This window comes from Vibrio sp. R11-SG3-ISO3-SZ (assembly GCF_059834345.1).
This window is the reverse complement of record NZ_JCBDGX010000069.1, coordinates 1-19,861: the sequence shown is the minus strand read 5'-3', so window position 1 is coordinate 19,861 and position 19,861 is coordinate 1. Positions and strand designations below refer to the sequence as shown.

Sequence of the window (19,861 nt, the reverse complement as noted above, 5' to 3'; positions counted from 1 at the left end):
GTTTAAGTTTTCAGCGGAAAAACTCGGACTCGCGCATCCGGAGTGTGCAACTAGGCCGTCTCTTTGGCCACAGGTGATGCCAATAGCGGTTTGTCACGCCCCAGTTTGAGCTGCGACAAAATGACCCCGGTGATCACCATCAAACCACCGACAAGGTGATAGAAATGCATAGTTTCACCCAGTAACACAGAGGCCAATGTCACCGCTAAGATCGGCAACAAGTTCATAAACATTGCGCTTGAGTCTGCGCCGATCGCATCTATCGATTTGACCCACATCCAAGGCGCGAGCACTGAGGCGGCGATGCCAGCGTAAGCGATAAGCGGCAGAGCATCGCTACTGGGTATTGGCGACGCGCTGGTGACGAGCAGTGGAAATAGCATCATGAGTGCAAACACGCCTTGTAAATAGATGATGACCCAGTTTGAGAGCGGCATTTTCCAACGTTTAAGCAACACGCAGTAGGCGGCGTAGCAAAGTGCGGCTAACAGCATCAAGCCGTCTCCTGGCGTCATATCTTGATGGAGGAAATAGGTCATATCGCCTTGGCCCAACATATAGCTCAAGCCGATTAATGAAAGTACGCCACCGAGAATACTCACCGCAGAGATCGATTTACCCAGCAAGGGGACACTCAGAAACACACTAAGCAGCGGCACCAAAGAGGTGATGAGCGCCATGTTCGAGGCGGTCGTTGTTAAGCCTGCGTAGTAACCGAGCGACTGGTTGAGCACCATGCCCAGCATGGCAAGAAACGCCAGTTTCGTCAGGTGTGGTTTGACGTGGTGCCACTGTTTCACCACGCTCGGAAGACAAAAAGGCGATAGAAGTACCACGGCAACAAACCAGCGATAGAAACTCATCGCACCGGGTTCAATGTGGCTGGCGGCCAGTTTGGTTACGATGGTATTCCCGCCCCAAATGAATACGGTAAACAGTGGAAGTAAGTAGTTCATGTGAGCCCCATCGCAAAGTAATCAGTGGAACTGAGTGTGACAGGTCTATATAATTATAAATATCTCCATAAAGACATTGCGCGTCATAGGAAGACAATCTTGAGAAAATCGGCAAAACACCTTCATCCTTCCTTATCCATTGATAAGGCACCATCAGACGTATTTATGAATTTCGAGGCGTTTCTTTCGAATACAGAAACGCGTATGCATAGCCACCCTTGGGGGCAAGTTCAACTGATCAGTGGTGGAATATTGGAGATGGAAGCCGAAGATACGCGCTTTTTGGCTCCGCCCCATTTGGCTATTTGGGTGCCTGCGGGCGTTCGTCACACCAGTTACAATCGCAAACCTATTTCCTACTGTTCTCTCAATGTGGCGCAATCGCTGACGACAAATTTCCCAGATAGAACCAGCCTGATTAAAGTGACGCCGATTGTTTCCGCGATCATTGATGATTTTCGTCAGCGAGACATCAACGTTGCTGATTCTGATGCGGATAAACGCTTGGTTCAGGTGCTGCTTGACCAATTAGCCACCCGAGATACTCAGCATCACTTCTTGCCCTCGAGCGATCATAAATATTTAGCACCGATTCTAGCGGCGGTGGAAGAGAACCCCATCGATAACACGAGCTTGTCGCAATGGGCTGAGCGCGTCCATACCACAGAACGCACGTTAGCCCGTCACTGCCAAGCCGAGCTGGGGATGAGTTTTACCGAGTGGCGATTGCGCGTTCGTTATCTGCATTCGATGGAACTGCTGCGTAATGGTCACTCGGTGAAAGAAGTGGCGTTGACGCTCGGATATAACCAAGCCAGCCCCTTTATTGGCATGTTTAAGAAGTACTCTGGCCAAACGCCAGAGCAATACAAGAACAAACTACTTCATCCGGACAAAGGCTAAGATAGCCGCAAGCGTGAGCCAAGTAGGTCGGATTACTCCAGTTCCACTGGCGGTCTAAAGACCATTTCATGAATGACGACATCGTCGGGTAGGTTCAATAAAGTGAGGACGGTCTGTGCCACGCTAGCGGGCTGCATATAGTTAGGGCGACTTGCAGCGCGAAATCCAGTGTCTGTACCACCTGGGAATAAGTTGGTGACTTTAATGCCGTGTGGTTGCGCTTCTTTCATCAATACGCCCGTCAGACCTGCCAATCCTTGCTTCATCGCCGTATATACCCCCATGGTTTCACTGGAGCGTTTGGCCACGGTACTGGCGACGTTAATGATGTAGCCGGATTGCTGCGCTTTCATCAGTGGTAGCGCTTCTCGGCAAAGAAGAGCGGGAGCACGTAGGTTGATCGCGTATTGCTGGTCAAACTCTTCTAGGGTGAACTCATCAAGGCCACACTTTCGGCTGTTCATACCGGCGTTATTGATCAGCACGTCTAGCCCACCTAAGGTGTCGGTCGCTTGCTTGAATAGCGCTATGCACTGGTTGGCGTCGGCAAGATCAAACGCTGCGACATGGCATCCGGTCTCTTGTTGTAAGGTGGCCAGTGCTGCTGCATTTCTTCCGGTGGCAAACACTTGGTGCTGCTGGGCGCAGAGCTGCTGCGTCAGCGCGTAACCAATTCCACCACTCGCGCCAGTTACCAGTATCTTCATCATCCTTTCCTTATGTTGGTGTTGCTCGGTTTGGATGAAGTCTAACAGAGGCGCAGTGAAAAGAATTGGTCAACATACACAGGAATTGACTAACTCGGGTACATAAACAAAAATCCCCCCTCGCTGCGCATTAATTTGAGCTCAGTGAGGGGGGATGTGATTAGCCAATGTCGTTGTTAGTCTGTACACGCTTCGCGCCAGATTTGCTTTGTAAATCTAGAAGAGCGATCTCGGTTTGCCAAATAATTGTTGATAATGATATCGATTATTCTTCCTAAACTGTGATCTCACTTCAAAATTGTGTAAGGTCACCACGCTATCGAGTTCCTATCTCTACTCAATCACTTAAAGGGCGGGATGCAATCTTTATCACAATCTCATTAAACACCTTGCTAAATAACTGAAAAATTTGGCGAATACCATTACGCTTATTTGGATGATGACAAGGAGATGAGGTGTTAGATGAGAGTATTGTTGGGGTTACTCAGCCATCTCTTGGTGTTTGCTGCGGGGATTGGACTGGGTATCTACGCATTGCCGATTATTACCCAGCCTCCGTCTCCAGATATCAGTCAGATTAAAGCCTTGTCTCATACCGCGCTCTACAGCGCCACATTTGATAGAGCACGCCAAGACAGTGATTTTCTTCATTGGGGTGAGGGCTCTGTGTCGATTACGCCAGATGCTATCGGGTTTATAGGTCAGCTTGCACCGGGCCCAGATTATAAACTCTATCTTTCGCCTCAATATGTGGAAAGCGAAGCGTCGTTTTTGGACCTTCAGGCAGAAATGGTGCTGATTGGGGATGTGAACACCTTCGAGCGTTTTTATCTCACTATTCCTGCTGGCGTCCATGTGGAAGAGTACAACACGGTGATCGTCTGGTGTGAAACCTTCAAAGAATTTATTACTTCTGCCCGTTACAAATAAAGCGTGTTTGACGTTCAAAACACGAGCCCCTTGGTCAAAGTCACTTATTTATTCTCTTCATCCATTGTTTGTATGGTTAGGTATTCAGTACACTAAGGACAAATAATATTTGCGGTGCTAGGCGATGGGCACTGTGCAACATAACGAGGTTTGGTGTGGACAAAATTCACCTAGTGATTGACTTCCTGTTGACTCACAAAATGGTTTTTACAGCGCTGATTATTTTGCTGATTGCTTTGGTTCGTCGCGTGGTATTGGCTAAGATTCGTGGTGACGTGGCTTTTGTCAGTGAAGAGCAACGCAGCTGGATGTATCGCACAAAAAACGCTGCTTTTGCGGTCACTGTGGTGTTGCTGTTCACATTGTGGAAACCGGAAATCAGTGAATTCGCCCTCTCAGTGACGGCGATTGCGGTGGCCATTGTGGTTGCCTCAAAAGAGATTATCCTCTGTTTCACTGGCTCCATTCAGCGTGCGAGCTCGCGTTCGTTTCGCATGGGCGATTGGATCGAAGTGGGCAAAAGTACTGGTGAAGTCATCGAACACAATTTGATGGCCACCGTGATTCAGGAGATTGATATCTATCACGGTGAGTACAACTACACAGGCAAGACCATCACCTTACCAAACAGCTTATTTTTTACCTATCCGGTCAAAAACTTGAACTTCATGAAGCGGTACGTGTTCCACCATTTCTCAATCATCGTGCCGGATTTTGTCAATCTCTATCCGATGCTTAAAGATGTCGAAGATAAAATTAATGAACGCATTCATTACTTTAGTGAAGTCGCCAAACGATACAATGCCATTATTGAAAAGCGAGCGGGGGTCGATTTGCCCGGTTCAGAGCCTCATATCGCGGTCACTAGTGCGGCGACGGGTGAGCAAATTGTTCAGTTCACTCTCTTTTGCCCTACAGACAAAGCGTCTCATCTAGAGCAGGGGATTCGTATGGATTTTATGGCGTTGTATGAGCAGCGTTTTCCTAAGGTAGCGCCGTAGCGTTATCAAGAAATTCTCAAGGAGGAAAGCATGATCAAGCAAGTGGGTCCGACAACAATTAAAGAAACACACTCGCTAAGTTGTCACTGTGGTGCGGTTAAACTGGCGCTCTCTTTGCCTAATGGGATTGAGAAACCGCGCCGTTGTGATTGCTCCTTATGTCGTCGTAAAGGAGCGATAGTGGCCTCTGTGCCATTGGATGGGATCACCCTACTGCAAGGAGAAGAGAGCCTGACTCTCTATCAATTTAATACCCACACAGCAAAACACTATTTTTGCAAAATATGTGGCATCTACACTCATCATAAGCGCCGTTCGGACCCGACAGAGTATGGCTACAATGTCGGATGCCTTGAAGAGGTGAACCCGTTTGATCTTGGCGACATAACGACGATGGACGGAGTGCACCACCCCGCCGATAGGTCTTAGAACATGCCGAGCAGATCCTCGGGATTGGGTTTGCTCAACCTGTAATCAGTAACGCATCTTCATTTTCAACGCAATAGCCACTTCAAAATTATTCCCTGTCGCGGTAAATCCAATTTCGAGAGGCTGTTATGCAACAGATAAAGCGATCGTCATCACGCCGTCTCAAAAGTAGGATGCTCCGATGTTTATGCCAGTATGGAAATTAACCAGCATAAAATGCTAATCATTCATGGTGCTAATGCTCTAAATCAGAGGGTTTTATCTATTGAATTATTAATAGGACATGTTGCGCTCTGTATTCAGTGTTTTGTGATATCGAGCCCTAAAAAGAGTGCTAAATTTACAAAATAATAACAACAGCGACGAATTCAACATCATACCCAGTGTGTGACGTTGGAAGCAGTTCAAAGCAATAACGATAAAATCGATTCAGAATGGCTAGGAAAACAGGTATGAAACCACTAAAAATCAAGGACGTGTCCATTGCGGTCAGAGCATGGTCAATCCTAGCGCTATTCGCGCTGGGGCTTATTGTTAACACTCTACTTAACATCGACAAATCCCGAGAGCACATGCGTTACAACTACGAGCATGGGGTTGAAACCTTAGTGCAAAGCGCGATGGGTGTCGCCAATCGCTACTACGAATTAGTCCAAAGTGGCGAGCTGACGTTGGAAGAGGGGCAAAAGAACGCCCTTCAATCGATCTCTGCAATGCGTTTTGACGAGGGGAACTACATCTTCGTGGGAGACAAACACGGTGTCCAATTGGCAACGGGTGTCGATTCTTTGCTAGGCAAAAACATCATGGAGTTCAAAGACAGCTCTGGACACTTTTTTGTTAAAGACTTGTACAAGATGGCGCAAAGTGGTGGCGGCTTCGTCAACTACACTTGGAAGAATCCAGATAAAAACACCATCGATCCGAAAACCAGTTATGTGATGCAGTTTGAACCCTGGGGTTGGATGATAGGGTCTGGGATGAACATGGTGGCGCTTGAAAATGCAACCAGAATGTCGGAAATCGCCTCATTGAGCTACGCGTTGGGAATATTGGTGGTCTTATCCTTGATTGTCGGTTACTTCATAAAAACCATCACTAGCCCAATTAAACGCACGGTGAGAGCGATGCGTGAGTTGTCAAAAGGTGAAGGCGATCTGACTCAGCGCTTGCCGGAAGAGGGCAGTGCAGAACTGATATTACTTGCGCGTTATTTCAACCAGTTTATTGCCTCACTACAGACCATCATGCAGAGCATCAGCGATGCCGGGGCTCAAGTCTCAGCATCCGCTTCGCAACTGACACACTCGGTGCATCATATTGATGACAGTTTGAACCAGCAGCAAAACGACGTCGATATGTTGGCGACGGCGATGACTCAAATGCTCGCGACGGTGGAAGAAGTGGCCAGTCGCACCGTTGAGGCCAATGATGCCAGTGGATTAGCGGCGAAAGAAGCCTCGAATAGCCACGCAATTATTAGTCAAAATGTCACGGTCGCCAATGAACTTGCACAGCAAATCGAAGCAGCAACAGAGGTGGTGCAGCAACTAGCGAGCGATGCGAATAACGTTGACACGGTTCTGGAAGTCATTCGAGGCGTCGCTGAGCAGACCAACTTATTGGCGCTCAATGCCGCCATTGAAGCGGCGCGCGCCGGTGAACAAGGTCGAGGCTTTGCCGTGGTCGCCGATGAAGTAAGAACGCTATCGGTGCGAACGCAGGAGTCGACATTAGAGATCCAGAGTATTGTTGAAAAACTGCAAGCCGGTGCGAAAAATGTGGTGGAGGTGATGAACCAAGGCGCTGAAAAAGCGGGCAGTGCGTCTGCGTTATCGAGCCAAGCGGGAGATGCGCTGAATCTCATCAACAAAGAGGTACACACGATTGAGGAGATGAACCAGCACATCGCAACGGCTGCGGAGCAACAAACGGTCACGGTCGGAGACATCAACCGCAATGTTGTCAGCCTGCGTGATATGGCGTCAGAAGTGTCGGTAGAGTCAAAACAAATGGCGTCATCAGGTCAAGAGTTGAACCGTGTCTCCAATGATCTACTGGCCATGATTCAGCGCTTCAAGCTGGCATAAACGTCTCTCAACACACAAGGCACGTCTTTCGACAACTGAGGTAAATCGCCAGCTCTGATGATAGAATCACGACCCATTATTTAGAGCAACATCCATCAGAGCTGCGCGATTCATTATGAGACACCTTAGAACTACTCTTCACCCCGATATTGATCACCTAGACGAAAAAACTGTGTTTAAGCGTAATGCTGCACGAGCCATTGTCATTAGTGGAGAGGATATCCTCTTACTCTATACCGCGCGTTACCACGATTACACTATCCCTGGTGGCGGCCTCGATCCCGATGAAGATGTCATCGCAGGCATGGTGCGCGAACTGCAAGAAGAAACCGGCGCGCAAAATATTCACGCCATCAAGCCATTCGGCCTATATGAAGAGTTTCGTCCTTGGTACAAAGATGACGCCGATGTGATGCACATGATCTCCTACTGCTACACCTGCAAGGTGGACAGAGAGCTCGGTGAGACGGCCTACGAAGATTATGAAATAAAAAACGGGATGAAACCTGTGTGGATGAATATCCACGATGCCATCGCTCACAACGAGAAAACCATGGAGCAAAGTGACAAAAAGGGCATGAGCATCGAGCGCGAAACCTTCTTGCTGCAACTGATCGCCAAAGAGATGCTGTGAGCGAACATGGGTTTCGTACAGCCCCCATGCTCGTTTGACATGATGGCACTATCTTAGTATCGAGCAATGATATCGCTGCGCTCAATTAATACGGTGCCATGACCAAAGATGAAATCGACGGTGCCACTGATTTGTGATTCGTCAAAATAGGCGCGCCCTGCACGAAAATATAATGTGTCTTGATAACTGTTAACGGAAACATCTCGAAATTGAGCCCGATCCCCTTGATGGGAAATAAGCAACGCCACCGCTTGAGTCCCATTCTGGCGGCCTGGATCGTCTTTTGCTTTCTTTTGGTTTTGTGGGAAATCAAAGCCATTTTCTATCATGAGGCTTCGAGCTTGAAAGTCAGCGGCATCGACACTGACCGTACGACTGCCAAAGGTGCCAAACTTCTTCCCGTTCTCATCCATCATACTGTTTGCTGTGACAATATGCAGGGCTGACGTCGCTCCGATTCCAAGAATTACCAATCTATTCACGCTGTAAATTCTTTTGTTTATTTCATTGAAAATAAATAGAAACACTGTTTTATTGTGATCTGATTCAGGTTTTTTGAATTGCCTTTACTAAGTGTTTTTATATTAATTTATAGGAGTTTAGTAAATATTATTTAAATCACATTTAGTAACGTAATTTATTAAAACATCGTTTCACTGATCACGTTTTGGTTAAATACCACTTTCAAACAAGGGTCTTTAAGGCGTAAGTTAAATTGAACTTAACGAGAACAAAACGGTGTTTCGAAATGAAAAATAAAATTATAACTTCTGCTATCCTACTCGCACTAACCAGTACAGCGGCGCATGCGGTCTCTATCAATATGCGTCACGAGTGGACGCCTAAATTTGAGGGCAAAGACCAAGTCCATAAAGACCGTATCGCGGTTTCCCATCGCCATGCGAATGGTGTCGGTTGGGAAGTGGAAACTAAGTGGCAAAGTGGTGACGGCTTCTTTGACTTCGACCAGTTTGTTGATGCGGGTAACCAAGCCAACATCAGCTACCGCTGGAAGCTTGATGGCCAATTTACTCTAACCCCTCAGTACAAATGGGAAACGGGCAGTAATAAACATGCCCACCAGTTTAACCTAACGTTGGGTTACAAAATTAACGACGATTGGTCGACATCTTTCCGTCATCGTTACCACTATGAGATCAAAAATGGTGGCGACGATAACTCACACTACAACCGTTGGACTGTGGGCCTAGGTTACAAAGGCATCGACAACTGGTCGCTGAGTGCATCGTCAGACTACACCTGGAAACAAGAGGGTGAAGATGTGTGGAAAGGTGACAGTGACGGATTTACTGAATTCAACTTCAAAGCAGAGTACAAAATGGGTGGCGGATGGTATCCGTTTGCTGAATTTGGTGTGACACCAGATAAGAAAGAGAACAGCTCTGAGAAAGATGCTTGGAAACCTCGTTACCGTATCGGCATGAAATACAGCTTCTAATCACCATCTTGACGATACCTAAAACCCTGTTGGTACTCCGGTGCCAATAGGGTTTAAATGAGGATACCCATTATGCAAAAAACGCCCATTGCTCTGTGTATCGCGGCGGCGATGTCTATCACTGGATGTGCGACCGATACGCAACAATCACAATCTCTCTCTCCTGATACGCTCACTTGGCAGGCCATTACGTTTGGTCAATCCACCGATTTAAACTTTGGTTCAACCATACTGCCGGAAAAAGTCGGCACCAATGAAGTGCTCGTTAATGGCCAACCGGCCACCGCAGGTGCTTTGGCGGACACCTTTACCATTGAAAGCCGTGGCGGCAAGCTCGCTAACTCTCATGAAGGTGTGACTTTTTACTACACCAAAATCCCAACCGATGTGAATTTCACCCTGTCTGCGACCATCACCTTGGATCAGCTTGGCCCTGAAACCGGTTCAAAACCCAACCGCCAAGAAGGGGCTGGGATCATGGTACGCGATATTATTGGTGAACCAAGATTGAATCCTCAACCTGAAGGTTTGGAAGAGTTTCCTTCGGCATCGAACATGGTGATGCATGCGCTGCGTGCAAACAAAAAAGCGACCAATGGTTTGGTGAACATCAACGCCAATTACCGTGAAGGTATCTACCAACCTTGGGGTACGGGCGGCAACCGTATGAGCCGTGATGAGTTCATTAAAGGCGTGCCATTTGGCTCAGATAAGCCCTACAAAATGTCGCTAACACGTACCGACAGCGGCTACCTTGTCACCTATGATGATGGCACAGTGCAGCAGAGCGAAGAGATCAAAGGTGCGAATGCCAATATTGTTCAAGTGCAAGATCCGAATTACCAATATATCGGTTTCTTTGCCTCTCGAAATGCAAAAATCACCGTCAGCGATGTGGATCTCACGCTAACTCCAGCCAACACAGTTGATGCGCCGTTGTACAAAGCCACATTAGAAGACGTGGTGCTGCAACAAGCGTCACCTGATCGCAGTGCGATTGATAACTATACCTTGCAGTCGCGTGCCAACTACTCGGGCACGTTCAGCGTGAGCCAAAACGGTCAGACCTTGGTCGATAACGTGGCGGTCAGTGCCGGTGAGTTTTTCAACTATGATGCCACGCTCAAGCACAACCAAGCGCAATTTACTGTGACTTATACCCCTGTCGAAGGGCCGGATCTGAGCGCGAAAAGCTACGTTCAATCGGTTGAAAAAGTCACGGTGAGCGATCCAATGAACCTCACCGTTAGCCCTAACAGCCAGCTTGATCTTGCAGCCGCAGTAGCGCTAGTGGCACCGGGTGGTACCATCACATTAGAGCCGGGTGTCTACCCAGGTTTGACGCTGCCAGTGTCTGTGAGTGGTACCCAAGATAAACCCAAGCATCTGATCGCAAAAGATGGCGTGACCTTTAGCGGCGATATTTTGCATGACGCCAGCTACTGGAATGTGAAGAATATCGAGGTGGCAGGTGCGCGCTATATCGTTCACGGCAGCCACAACCACTTTGATCGCATTGTGACGCACAGTGCACCTGACACAGGTTTCCAAATCACCTCACAGGCGAAGATTGGCCGTGCACTGTGGGCAAGCTACAACGTGGTGGAAAACAGCGAAAGCTACAACAACATGGATGAGTCACAAATCAATGCTGACGGTTTTGCTGCCAAAATGCGCATCGGTGACGGGAACACCTTTATCCGTTGTGTTGCCCATCACAACATCGATGATGGCTGGGATTTGTTCAACAAGGTTGAAGATGGTGCCAATGGCGTCGTGACTATTCTAGATTCTGTTGCGTACCAAAATGGACAAACGCTTGAAGTAGCAGGTAAAGGCGGTTCACGTGGTAATGGCTTTAAGCTCGGCGGTGAAGGTTTACCTGTGGCGCATATTGTGCGCAACAACTTAGCCTTCCACAACCACATGGACGGCTTTACCGATAACTTCAACCCGGGTGCATTGCAATTGGAAAATAACGTGTCTATCGACAACAAACGTTTCAATTTCCTCGTACGTAAGAGTCCATACACAGAGACAGTGAAGCAGGGTACCTTTACGGGTAACCAGTCATACCGCTTCTTTGTTGACAGTGACTACAGTGATGTGGTGAACGCGGATGTGAAGCAGAACAACTACCTGCTTGCGGATGGCATTACCGTCAATGACCAAGGTCAGGCGATAGAGTCGCAGCGTTTGGTGGAGCTGAAAAAAGCATCGAAAATTTCCGCTACCGAACCGGTTCCCGGTCAATCGGAAGCGATGCGCTTAAAAGCGTTGTTATCACAACCCTAACCACCGAAAGGCTTAGCAAACGCTAAGCCTTTTTTTATCGCTTTTTATGGAGTACAACACGATGAAAATCGCCTCACTTTTCATTCTTCCATGTACCATGTTGGCGCTACCCACATGGGCAGCGTGTTCACCTGACACCGATTCGACGCCAAGCTCTGTTGGTGCAACAGGCTGGGCGACTGGTGTGACGGGGGGATGCGGCGCGACACAAATCACCACAGTCACCAACCGTCAAGAGCTGATGGATGCACTCTACGAGGGTCAACCAAGCATCGCCGCAGAGGGTGTGTGGGTTGAGCCATCTCATCAGGCAAAAATCATTTACGTCAAAGGTTCCATCGATTTGAACAGTGATGCGACAGGTCAACCCATCGCACCTGAGCAGTATATGGCACGTTGTGACGCGCCATACGATAGCTACGACGATTTCTATGCCGCTTATTATCAGGCCTATCGTCCGCAAGAGTGGAACAAACAATCGCTTGTAAACGGTCGTCCGCCGGAGTTAACGGGTGAACTGGAAACTCTGCGTCAATGCTTTAGTCGCCAGCAAAACAACCATATCGTGCTGCGTGTCGGCTCGAATACATCACTGATTGGCGTTGGCACCGACGCGGAAATTTAGCATGGTCAGTTGCGATTAGGTCAACTGCGCTATGACAGAGAAAAGAATCAAGCCAAACCGTACAACTATCATGCGCAAAATATCGTGATCCGAAACCTTCGCTTTACCGATGCGTTTGATGATTTCCCTGGGTGGGGACCAAGAGATTCGTTTAAAGTCGACAAAAAAGAATTTGGTCAAGGAAATTGCAGTGAGACGTTTGTTGATGACAAGGTCAATCCAACCGGGTGCGCGCTGCGCGGAGGACGTTGGAACTCTGAGTACGACAACATCACAGTAGAAAACGCGTCTATGGTTTGGATTGATCACAACAGTTTTAGCAATGGTGAACGGACTGACGATCGCTTCCCACCCGTTGGGGACGCTCCATACAACGAAAAGACGCAAAAAGTGCAACACCACGACGCCTTGATCGATATCGTTGGCGCGTCAACCAAAGTGACGGTCTCGAACAACCACTTCAAGCATCACGATAAGGTTGGCTTGATTGGTTACAGCTCTAGCCAAAGCAACAAGAAGAAGTGTCTTAATGCGGGTTGGAGCGAAGCAAAGTGCGGCTCTTATTACTTCGCGCACAACAACTGGTTGAACGGTCAGCCCGTTGAGTTGAACGAGGTTGCCCACGCGAAGGCGAAAAAAGGCAAAAGCAATGCGCCGCTGATCTCGCTAGATCCGGCTCAAGAGGCGCGTTTTTGGCACCCAAGCCAACACTACGCCTATGATGTCAAAGCACCCGAAGAGTTGCTTAACATATTGAAAGATAAGGTTGGTGCGGGCAAGCTGAGTCAATAATTCAAACGGTATTGTCGCCAAACAAAAAAGCAGCCATCTGGAAGGAGGCTGCTGTTCTTCATTGCGTTTCTGACAGCGCGTCTATTACTGTGTCACTGAGGCCAAAAACTCACCAAAGCGTTGCCACGATTTTTCGTCGGCGTCTTTTCGATAGCGGTCGCTGTCAAACACGGTGAATGCGTGGGGCGCGCCGCTGTAGGTGATCATTTCATGGGGCACTTGGGTCGCTTCTAACTCGGTTGCGAGCGCGGCAAATTGATCCATGGTAATGGCTGTGTCCGCGGTACCATGCAGCACTAGGATAGGCGCTTTAGTTTGTTGATAGGATTGTCCTTCAGGCGTCGATAGGCCGCCGTGAAACGTCGCAAAACCCTTTGCTTGCATGCCTGCACGCGCCGATTCAAGAACTGCGGCTCCGCCAAAACAGTAACCCATGACCACCGCGTTGCTGACATCGCCCCCTAAGCTAGCGGCAAAGTCTAAACTGCCTTGCATCAAAGCACGCAATCTGTCTCTGTCTTTATAGAGCTCGCCAGTGTGTTGGCGACGATCTTCAATTTTCTCAGGCCGAATCCCTTTGCCGAACAAATCCGCAGCGAAGACGTTGTAGCCTTGCTCTGTCAACATCTGTGCCCGTTTCATTTCATAATCGGTCAACCCATCCCAGTCGTGCACCAGTAAGACTAACGGGGCATCGTCACCCGCTTTGGACCAGTAGCCCTCGTATTCACTACCATTTACATTGTAAATTTTACTTTCGCCTGCCAACGCGTTGACGCTCATCAGCGCGCTACTCAGCAGCGTTAACCCTAACCCGATTCTCTTTTTCATTGTTCACCTCCGTTGTTTCAACAAGCTTAGTACGTATCGAGTCAAAATACGTTATCGCTTGTCTTACGTAAGCGGCGCACAAAGAGCGCAAATCGAAGCCATGTTTTTATAGGGGAGGATTAGGACGGCGTCGACACCTCATCCACCAAGTACAGAATCGATTGATACGGGATGCCACTGTGATGGGACAATCCTATTTCGCAGGTGCGACTGTTACTAAATCCGCGGCGACACCCATCGGGAACTTGCGCTTTGAGTGATTCGAGTGCTGCTTGGTTGAGCTCCGGTGTGGTGAAGCCTTTGTCGCCCGCCCAGCCACAACAGGCGATGTGCTCAGGTAGCACGACGTCGGTGGCGCACGCCTTGGCGAGCGCGAGCATGTCGGCTTCCAATCCCATGCGTCTTGCGCTACAGGTGACATGCAACATCACGGTTTCTTGTTTGGGCGTCAACGTTAAGTGTGGCAGCAAGTAACGATGAACGAAACCCGTCGGCTCGACGATGGTCAGCGGCTGGGTAAAGTGCTCAATGCTGCGCTTCGCGCACGGGCTGGTGTCCATCAAAATAGGGTACTCCCCTTGGTAACTGGCGGCGTAGAGCGCTTTTTCCAGTTGTAGGGATTTTTGCTTGGCGAGATCCGTCATTCCTTTGCTGTCATAGGGCATACCACAGCAGAGGTTGTCGAGATGGTCTGGAATGATCACTTCAAAGCCTGCTTTTTTGATCAGCGAGAGCGTGACTTGAGTCAAGCTGCGCGAGTCTGGGTTATCCGCTTGCTGGCCCATAGTTCTTGAAGCACATGAGGGCAGATAGACCACTTTTTTATCGGATTTGACCAAGAGTTCCATCGCCTTATCGACGCGGTGGCGGTTTGGGGTGGGAATTTCTGCTAACCATTGTGGCGTTTTTCCTTTGGTGATTCGGCGAATTTGGCTCATGACCGCCGCCATATTGTTAGGGCGTAGCAGGGCAGAGGCGATACGGTTTGCTCCTAGCGCGGCGCGGGTTAACGTGGTCGTAGTGGCGAAGTGATCCCCTGTCCAACGTGCAATTGGCGTGAAGGATTGATACTTAGCACTGCGCAGTTGCTTGACCAGATCACCCGTGTTGATGCCCACCGGGCAGCGATCGGCGCACAATCCGGTGGCGGCGCACGTATCCAAACCTTGATGCTCAAACACCTGCTCTAGTTCATGCGCGCTAGGCAGTTGATGGCGTTTGCGGTGCTGGATCTCACGATACAACACAATCCGCTGGCGAGGTGAAAGCGTTAAGGTGCGCGATGGGCAGACCGGCTCACAGAAGCCGCATTCAATGCAACGATCGACAATCGGATCCGCCGCAGGCATCGGCTTCAAATCCTCAAGGTGCGCGTTGGGGTTGTCGTTGATGATGACACCCGGGTTGAGCAGTCCTTCTGGGTCAAACAAGCGCTTAATTTGCTGCATTAATTGGTAGCCTTCCTGACCCCATTCGAGCTCGACATAAGGGGCCATATTGCGTCCTGTGCCATGCTCTGCTTTAAGTGAGCCTTGGTATTTCACCGCGACCAACTCGGCAACCTCATCCATAAACGCACCATAGCGGGCGATCTCTTCTTGGCTATCAAACCCTTGGGTAAAAACAAAATGGAGGTTGCCTTCCAGCGCATGGCCGAAAATGATCGCCTCATCGTAGTGGTAGCGATCGAACAGTTGCTGCAAATCGCGCACACCGTGAGCCAAATGCTCAACGGGAAAAGCGACATCCTCGATGATAACGGTGGTGCCGACTTCACGAACGGCGCCGACCGCAGGAAACATGCCTTTTCGAATGCCCCACAGCGTGGCGACGGTGTTCGCATCGCGGGTAAAATCGACCGATTCGATAATCGCGTAATCGGTCAGAGCCTCCATCACACGCGCACATTGCGCCTCGAGCTGATCAGCACTTTCCGCGTGGGTTTCAACCAACAGCGCGGCTGCATCCGTGGTCAGTGTCGACATAAAGTCGGGCATACCCGGTTTATCGGCGACGGATTTCAGCGCGCGACCATCCATCAGTTCGACGGCGGCAACGGGCGATTGGGAGAGAGTCGTGACGGCGCGACTGGCGGTCTCGATATCAGCAAACACCAGTAACGACGAGGCTTTGAACGGGTGATCGGCCACGGTGTGGTAAGTGATGTCTGCGATAAAGCCTAAGGTGCCTTCTGAGCCAATCATCAGATGTTCGAGCACTTCAATCGGATCATCAAAATCGACCAGTGCGTTAAGGGCGTAGCCTGTGGTGTTTTTTAGGCGATATTTGTGACGAATGCGTTCGGTGAGTGTGGGGTTAGCGCGCGTTTTTGCCACCAGTTGGGTTAAGCCGTCAATGATGTCAGGGCGCTGGCGTTTAAATGCCTCGACACTGGCTGGGTCAGCACTATTGAGCACGGTGCCATCGCTTAAAACCAGTGTCAGGCTATCGATGGTGCGATAGGAGTTTTGCGCCGTACCACAACACATTCCACTGGCGTTATTCGCTGCGATGCCGCCAATTTTACAGGTGTTGATTGAGGCGGGATCGGGGCCAATTTTACGCTGATAGGGCGCAAGGTAACGGTTGGCGTCAGCGCCAATCACACCGGGTTGCAGGCGGATTTTTTCGCCATTTTCGATAACCTCATGGCCGCGCCAGTGATCGGTCAAGGTGATCAACACCGAATCCGACACCGATTGGCCTGAAAGGCTGGTGCCTGCGGCGCGAAAGGTAAAGGGCACCGCAAACTCGCGGCAGGTGCGGATCACCCAAATCACTTCATCGAGGTTGGACAACTTGACCACTAGTTTTGGAATCAAGCGATAGAAACTGGCATCGGTGCCATACGCAAGGCGCTTGGCGTCATCGGTGATCAGTCTATCCTTATCAAGGCGCTGGCTCAGCGTCTCAATCAAGGCCGAGTAAGGATGAGAGTTCAACGTATTGGGCATATCCGCTTCCTGCTGTGTAGAGTGGGGCTATCATGGCCTAACCACTTGTTTTTATTATGTCGTTTGGTGCCTGTCTTGCTGCACGGTTTGCTGATTATATTTGGCTCAGCGCATCGAGATTGAGATCCGCAAGTGATTTTGCGCCAGTCAGCGTCATCGCGACGCGCATTTCACTTTCATACAGGCTCAGTAAGTGTTCAACCCCGGCTTGACCTTGCGCGGCCAAGGCATAAATAAATGAGCGACCGAGCAGGGTGCAATCGGCGCCAAGGGCGATCATTCTGACGACATCAAGGCCGCTGCGAATGCCCGAATCGACCATGATCTTCACCTCACCTTTGACGGCGTCGGCGATAGCGGGGAGGGCTTTGGCACTGGAGAGGACGCCGTCGAGTTGGCGTCCGCCGTGGTTTGACACCACAATGCCATCGGCGCCAAATTTCACCGCGTCTTTGGCATCCTCAGGATCTAAAATGCCTTTAATAATCATTGGGCCTTGCCAAAATTCACGAATCCACTCGAGATCTTTCCAACTGATGGAGGGATCAAAATTAGCCCCCAACCAGCCAATGTAATCCTCTAACTGAGTCGGTTCGCCGCGATAAGCTGAAATATTGCCCAGGTCATGCGGTTTACCGTTGAGACCTACATCCCACGCCCACTTTGGGTGACACGCCGCTTGCCAGACTCGCTTTAGCGCGGCGTAATCACCACTCATACCTGAATGGCGGTCACGGTATCGCGCACCGGGTACGGGCATATCGACAGTAAAGACCAAGGTGGTGACGCCGGCCGCTTTGGCCCGCTCAAGAGCGTGTTTCATAAAGCCGCGATCTTTGAGCACATAGAGTTGAAACCACATCGGGCGCGCCATCACAGGGGCCACTTCCTCAATTGGGCAGACAGACACCGTCGAGAGCGTAAACGGGATGCCTTTGTTGTCAGCGGCGCGCGCCGCTTGCACCTCGCCGCGCCGAGCGTACATACCGGTGAGCCCGACGGGGGCTAGAGCAATAGGCATAGAGAGGGTGTCGCCAAACAGATCGCAAGAGAGTGACAGATCTTCCATGTTGCGCAGTACCCGCTGCTTAAGCGCAATGGCCTGTAAATCCTCGCAGTTGCGGCGCAGTGTATGCTCCTGATTTGCGCCGCCATCAATATAGTGAAACAGAAAGGGAGGCAAGGCACGTTGAGCGGCCGCGCGATAGTCGGTAGGGGCGGAAATGATCATGGCGATGTCCTTACGGCGTTACATTGTGATTGAATTGTTTCTTAATTGTGAACTTATCGCTTTCCTTTTTCTGGGTATAGGGAAATAATGAAAATGATTAATTCCAAAAATGACATAATACGATGCGCGCAGACGATCTTATTCTCTTCTCCCAAGTGGTGGAACTGGGCAGTTTCAGCAAGGTAGCAGAGCAAAATAACCTGACAAATTCGGTAGTTAGCAAAAGAATTGCGAGATTGGAGCACGATCTCGGCGTGCAGCTTTTATATCGTACAACGCGAAAATTGACCCTGACAGAAGCGGGCAAAGCACTGACGCAAGGTGCGAAAAGTGTGAAGCAAGCCGCGCAAGAAGCGCTCGATACGGTGTCAGGGTATGGCGAGAGTATATCGGGTCACATTCGCATGTCGGTGCCGACCATCTCGGGCGATTTGATCTTGGCTGATGCGGTGGCGGAGTTTTGCAATCTTCACCCCGGTTTAACGGTCGATATGTCACTGGATAACAAGTTTGTCGATTTGCTGGAAGGGGGTTTTGACTTAGTGATCCGCACCGGTTACCTGGAAGACTCGAGCCTGATCGCGCGTCATATTTTAGACTCGCAGTGGGTGGTGTGCGCGTCCCCTTCCTATATTGCCAAACAAGGCAAGCCGATTGAGCCTCGCGATCTGTTGCAGCACAACTGCCTGCAATACGCCTATCAAACCACGGGCGCCAGTGAGTGGGAGTTCAAGGGCAAGCAGAGCCACTACTTCGTTAAAGTCTCCGGCAGTTTTTCCACCGATAACGCCACTGCTCTACGCAAAGCGGCGCTCGGTGGTCACGGCATTGCCTATGTACCGCGCTGCTTGGTTTACCATGATTTGCGCAGCGGTCAGCTGGTTGATCTCTTCCCAGAACAAGTCGCTAAGCGGCTCGGCATTTACGCCGTCTATCCTTTTACTCGCCAGCCGCCCAACAAGGTCAAGCTGTTGATTGAGCACATCCGCACCCGATATCTGGCGATTTCGCACTATTTTTGAGTCCGCTCTCTATTCGAGCACCGATGCCTGTTTAAGCTGATGAATATCCGATTTCAAATCGCTGATGATCCCTTGGTAACTGCTCATTTGGCTGTCGGTTTGCTTCACCTCAGCATCATAAAAATGGGGGTACTCTTTTTCTAGGCTTTGGAAAGCCATCGTGGTGATCGCGAGCTGCGCCATCAAGTAGGCATCATGCGTCGTCGATTCCGCAATCAAGCTATCGAGTTCATCGCGTGTTAGGGCGAGTTCGTTTTGCAACTGCATGAAGGTGCGTTCACTTTCTGGGGTCAATGTGTGTTGATCATCGTCTAGTTGCGTTAATGTCGCGTTATGGGTGAGCAGAGTGAGTAGTTTCGCGACCGATTGAGAGAACTGTTTGGGCTCGCTAAGCATGCCGGATTGATAGGCTTGGCACAGCGCAAAGGAGGCATCTCGATAGAGCTGAATGCTTTGCGAGCGTTTGTATTGATGAGAAACCCCAGCGGAGTAAGCACGGAGCGACTCGATCTTCAGTTCATTGGAGTCGGACTCAAAGGCGGTGTTGACCATCAGTGCGAGCGCTTGCTGATTGACCGCGCTGGTATCACCAGCGTGGATAATGCAGGTGCGATAACGTTCTTGCTCAGCCATGATCGCGTCTTCGTTTTTCCACAGCGAAGTTAAAATAGAGCTGGTGGTGCTGTTGGAGCTGCACCCTGTTAATAGGACGCTGCCAAGTAGCAGCAGGGCGGTGCGAACGGAGCGAATCTCTATGATGGAGTCTAGGGTGACAGGCAATGTCGATGTCGTATATTTCATGCTATTTGTTCCTTAATCAAACGTGTTCCTTAATTAAATATCTTCCTCAATTAAAAGAAGTAACCTAACCCGATCCCGTACGTCACTTGTACATCGTCCCCTTGTTGAGCGGTGATAGTGCTGTGTTTGGCATCGTTAGTGAGTTGCTGCAGATAGGCGCCTGCACCCAGTGCCCAGTGGCGATTGAGGCGATGGACTACT

19 protein-coding genes are annotated in these 19,861 nt (G+C 49.8%); 11 read left to right on the top strand and 8 right to left on the bottom strand.

Features of this window, described 5'->3' with window-relative positions; all coding sequences use genetic code 11:
* Positions 1-50: 50 nt before the first annotated feature.
* Positions 51-956 (bottom strand): DMT family transporter, encoded by a 906-nt coding sequence (locus tag AC6R1O_RS09040; protein ID WP_500629142.1) that lies wholly within the window; start codon positions 954-956, stop codon positions 51-53.
* Positions 957-1,055: 99 nt separating this feature from the next.
* On the opposite strand from AC6R1O_RS09040, the gene AC6R1O_RS09035 reads away from it, so the two are divergent.
* Positions 1,056-1,859: an AraC family transcriptional regulator gene (locus AC6R1O_RS09035; protein WP_334552110.1), complete on the top strand. Its 804-nt coding sequence runs from the start codon at positions 1,056-1,058 to the stop codon at positions 1,857-1,859.
* 32 nt (positions 1,860-1,891) lie between these two features.
* Here the strand turns inward: AC6R1O_RS09035 and AC6R1O_RS09030 are convergent, their stop codons facing one another.
* Positions 1,892-2,569, bottom strand: a complete 678-nt coding sequence (locus AC6R1O_RS09030; protein WP_500632107.1) for an SDR family oxidoreductase — start codon at positions 2,567-2,569, stop codon at positions 1,892-1,894.
* A 459-nt stretch (positions 2,570-3,028) separates the two neighbouring features.
* Between AC6R1O_RS09030 and AC6R1O_RS09025 the strand changes: the two genes are divergently transcribed.
* The 5 genes from AC6R1O_RS09025 to AC6R1O_RS09005 all read left to right on the top strand — a co-directional run bounded on the left by AC6R1O_RS09025 (position 3,029) and on the right by AC6R1O_RS09005 (position 7,650).
* Entirely contained in the window at positions 3,029-3,496 is a 468-nt protein-coding gene (locus AC6R1O_RS09025; RefSeq protein ID WP_487902224.1) for a DM13 domain-containing protein, read from the top strand.
* 200 nt (positions 3,497-3,696) lie between these two features.
* Positions 3,697-4,497: a mechanosensitive ion channel family protein gene (locus AC6R1O_RS09020; RefSeq protein WP_420378201.1), complete on the top strand. Its 801-nt coding sequence runs from the start codon at positions 3,697-3,699 to the stop codon at positions 4,495-4,497.
* A gap of 30 nt (positions 4,498-4,527) precedes the next feature.
* The gene (locus AC6R1O_RS09015) at positions 4,528-4,926 is read left to right on the top strand and encodes a GFA family protein (RefSeq protein WP_500632108.1); all 399 of its coding nucleotides are present in this window, start codon (positions 4,528-4,530) and stop codon (positions 4,924-4,926) included.
* Positions 4,927-5,378: 452 nt separating this feature from the next.
* Positions 5,379-7,016, top strand: coding sequence for a methyl-accepting chemotaxis protein (locus AC6R1O_RS09010; protein WP_500626738.1), 1,638 nt, complete (start codon positions 5,379-5,381; stop codon positions 7,014-7,016).
* A gap of 115 nt (positions 7,017-7,131) precedes the next feature.
* Positions 7,132-7,650, top strand: a complete 519-nt coding sequence (locus AC6R1O_RS09005) for an NUDIX hydrolase (protein ID WP_500632109.1) — start codon at positions 7,132-7,134, stop codon at positions 7,648-7,650.
* Positions 7,651-7,703: 53 nt separating this feature from the next.
* On the opposite strand, the gene AC6R1O_RS09000 is transcribed toward AC6R1O_RS09005, so the two are convergent.
* Positions 7,704-8,132, bottom strand: a complete 429-nt coding sequence (locus AC6R1O_RS09000) for a pectinesterase family protein (protein ID WP_500632110.1) — start codon at positions 8,130-8,132, stop codon at positions 7,704-7,706.
* Positions 8,133-8,398: 266 nt separating this feature from the next.
* Between AC6R1O_RS09000 and AC6R1O_RS08995 the strand changes: the two genes are divergently transcribed.
* The 4 genes from AC6R1O_RS08995 (at position 8,399) to AC6R1O_RS08980 (ending at position 12,821) form a co-directional block, all read left to right on the top strand.
* Positions 8,399-9,109 (top strand): oligogalacturonate-specific porin KdgM family protein, encoded by a 711-nt coding sequence (locus AC6R1O_RS08995; RefSeq protein WP_500632111.1) that lies wholly within the window; start codon positions 8,399-8,401, stop codon positions 9,107-9,109.
* A 72-nt stretch (positions 9,110-9,181) separates the two neighbouring features.
* Positions 9,182-11,404, top strand: coding sequence for a right-handed parallel beta-helix repeat-containing protein (locus tag AC6R1O_RS08990; RefSeq protein ID WP_500632112.1), 2,223 nt, complete (start codon positions 9,182-9,184; stop codon positions 11,402-11,404).
* Between the two features lie 61 nt (positions 11,405-11,465).
* Positions 11,466-12,029, top strand: a complete 564-nt coding sequence (locus AC6R1O_RS08985) for a hypothetical protein (protein WP_500656899.1) — start codon at positions 11,466-11,468, stop codon at positions 12,027-12,029.
* Positions 12,030-12,038: 9 nt separating this feature from the next.
* Positions 12,039-12,821, top strand: a complete 783-nt coding sequence (locus AC6R1O_RS08980) for a pectate lyase family protein (RefSeq protein WP_500656898.1) — start codon at positions 12,039-12,041, stop codon at positions 12,819-12,821.
* Between the two features lie 84 nt (positions 12,822-12,905).
* On the opposite strand, the gene AC6R1O_RS08975 is transcribed toward AC6R1O_RS08980, so the two are convergent.
* The 3 genes from AC6R1O_RS08975 to lldD all read right to left on the bottom strand — a co-directional run bounded on the left by AC6R1O_RS08975 (position 12,906) and on the right by lldD (position 17,837).
* A complete protein-coding gene (locus AC6R1O_RS08975) occupies positions 12,906-13,652 on the bottom strand; it encodes a dienelactone hydrolase family protein (protein ID WP_500656897.1) in 747 nt (248 codons plus the stop codon).
* Between the two features lie 119 nt (positions 13,653-13,771).
* The gene (locus AC6R1O_RS08970; RefSeq protein WP_500656896.1) at positions 13,772-16,606 is read right to left on the bottom strand and encodes an FAD-binding and (Fe-S)-binding domain-containing protein; all 2,835 of its coding nucleotides are present in this window, start codon (positions 16,604-16,606) and stop codon (positions 13,772-13,774) included.
* A gap of 94 nt (positions 16,607-16,700) precedes the next feature.
* The gene (gene lldD, locus AC6R1O_RS08965) at positions 16,701-17,837 is read right to left on the bottom strand and encodes an FMN-dependent L-lactate dehydrogenase LldD (RefSeq protein ID WP_500656895.1); all 1,137 of its coding nucleotides are present in this window, start codon (positions 17,835-17,837) and stop codon (positions 16,701-16,703) included.
* Positions 17,838-17,959: 122 nt separating this feature from the next.
* Between lldD and AC6R1O_RS08960 the strand changes: the two genes are divergently transcribed.
* A complete protein-coding gene (locus AC6R1O_RS08960; RefSeq protein WP_334552215.1) occupies positions 17,960-18,859 on the top strand; it encodes a LysR family transcriptional regulator in 900 nt (299 codons plus the stop codon).
* Positions 18,860-18,868: 9 nt separating this feature from the next.
* On the opposite strand, the gene AC6R1O_RS08955 is transcribed toward AC6R1O_RS08960, so the two are convergent.
* Together AC6R1O_RS08955 and AC6R1O_RS08950 are read right to left on the bottom strand one after the other, a co-directional pair.
* Entirely contained in the window at positions 18,869-19,660 is a 792-nt protein-coding gene (locus AC6R1O_RS08955; RefSeq protein ID WP_500656894.1) for a hypothetical protein, read from the bottom strand.
* A gap of 50 nt (positions 19,661-19,710) precedes the next feature.
* The coding region (locus AC6R1O_RS08950) for a MipA/OmpV family protein (protein WP_500656905.1) at positions 19,711-19,861 on the bottom strand (151 nt) is incomplete at its 5' end.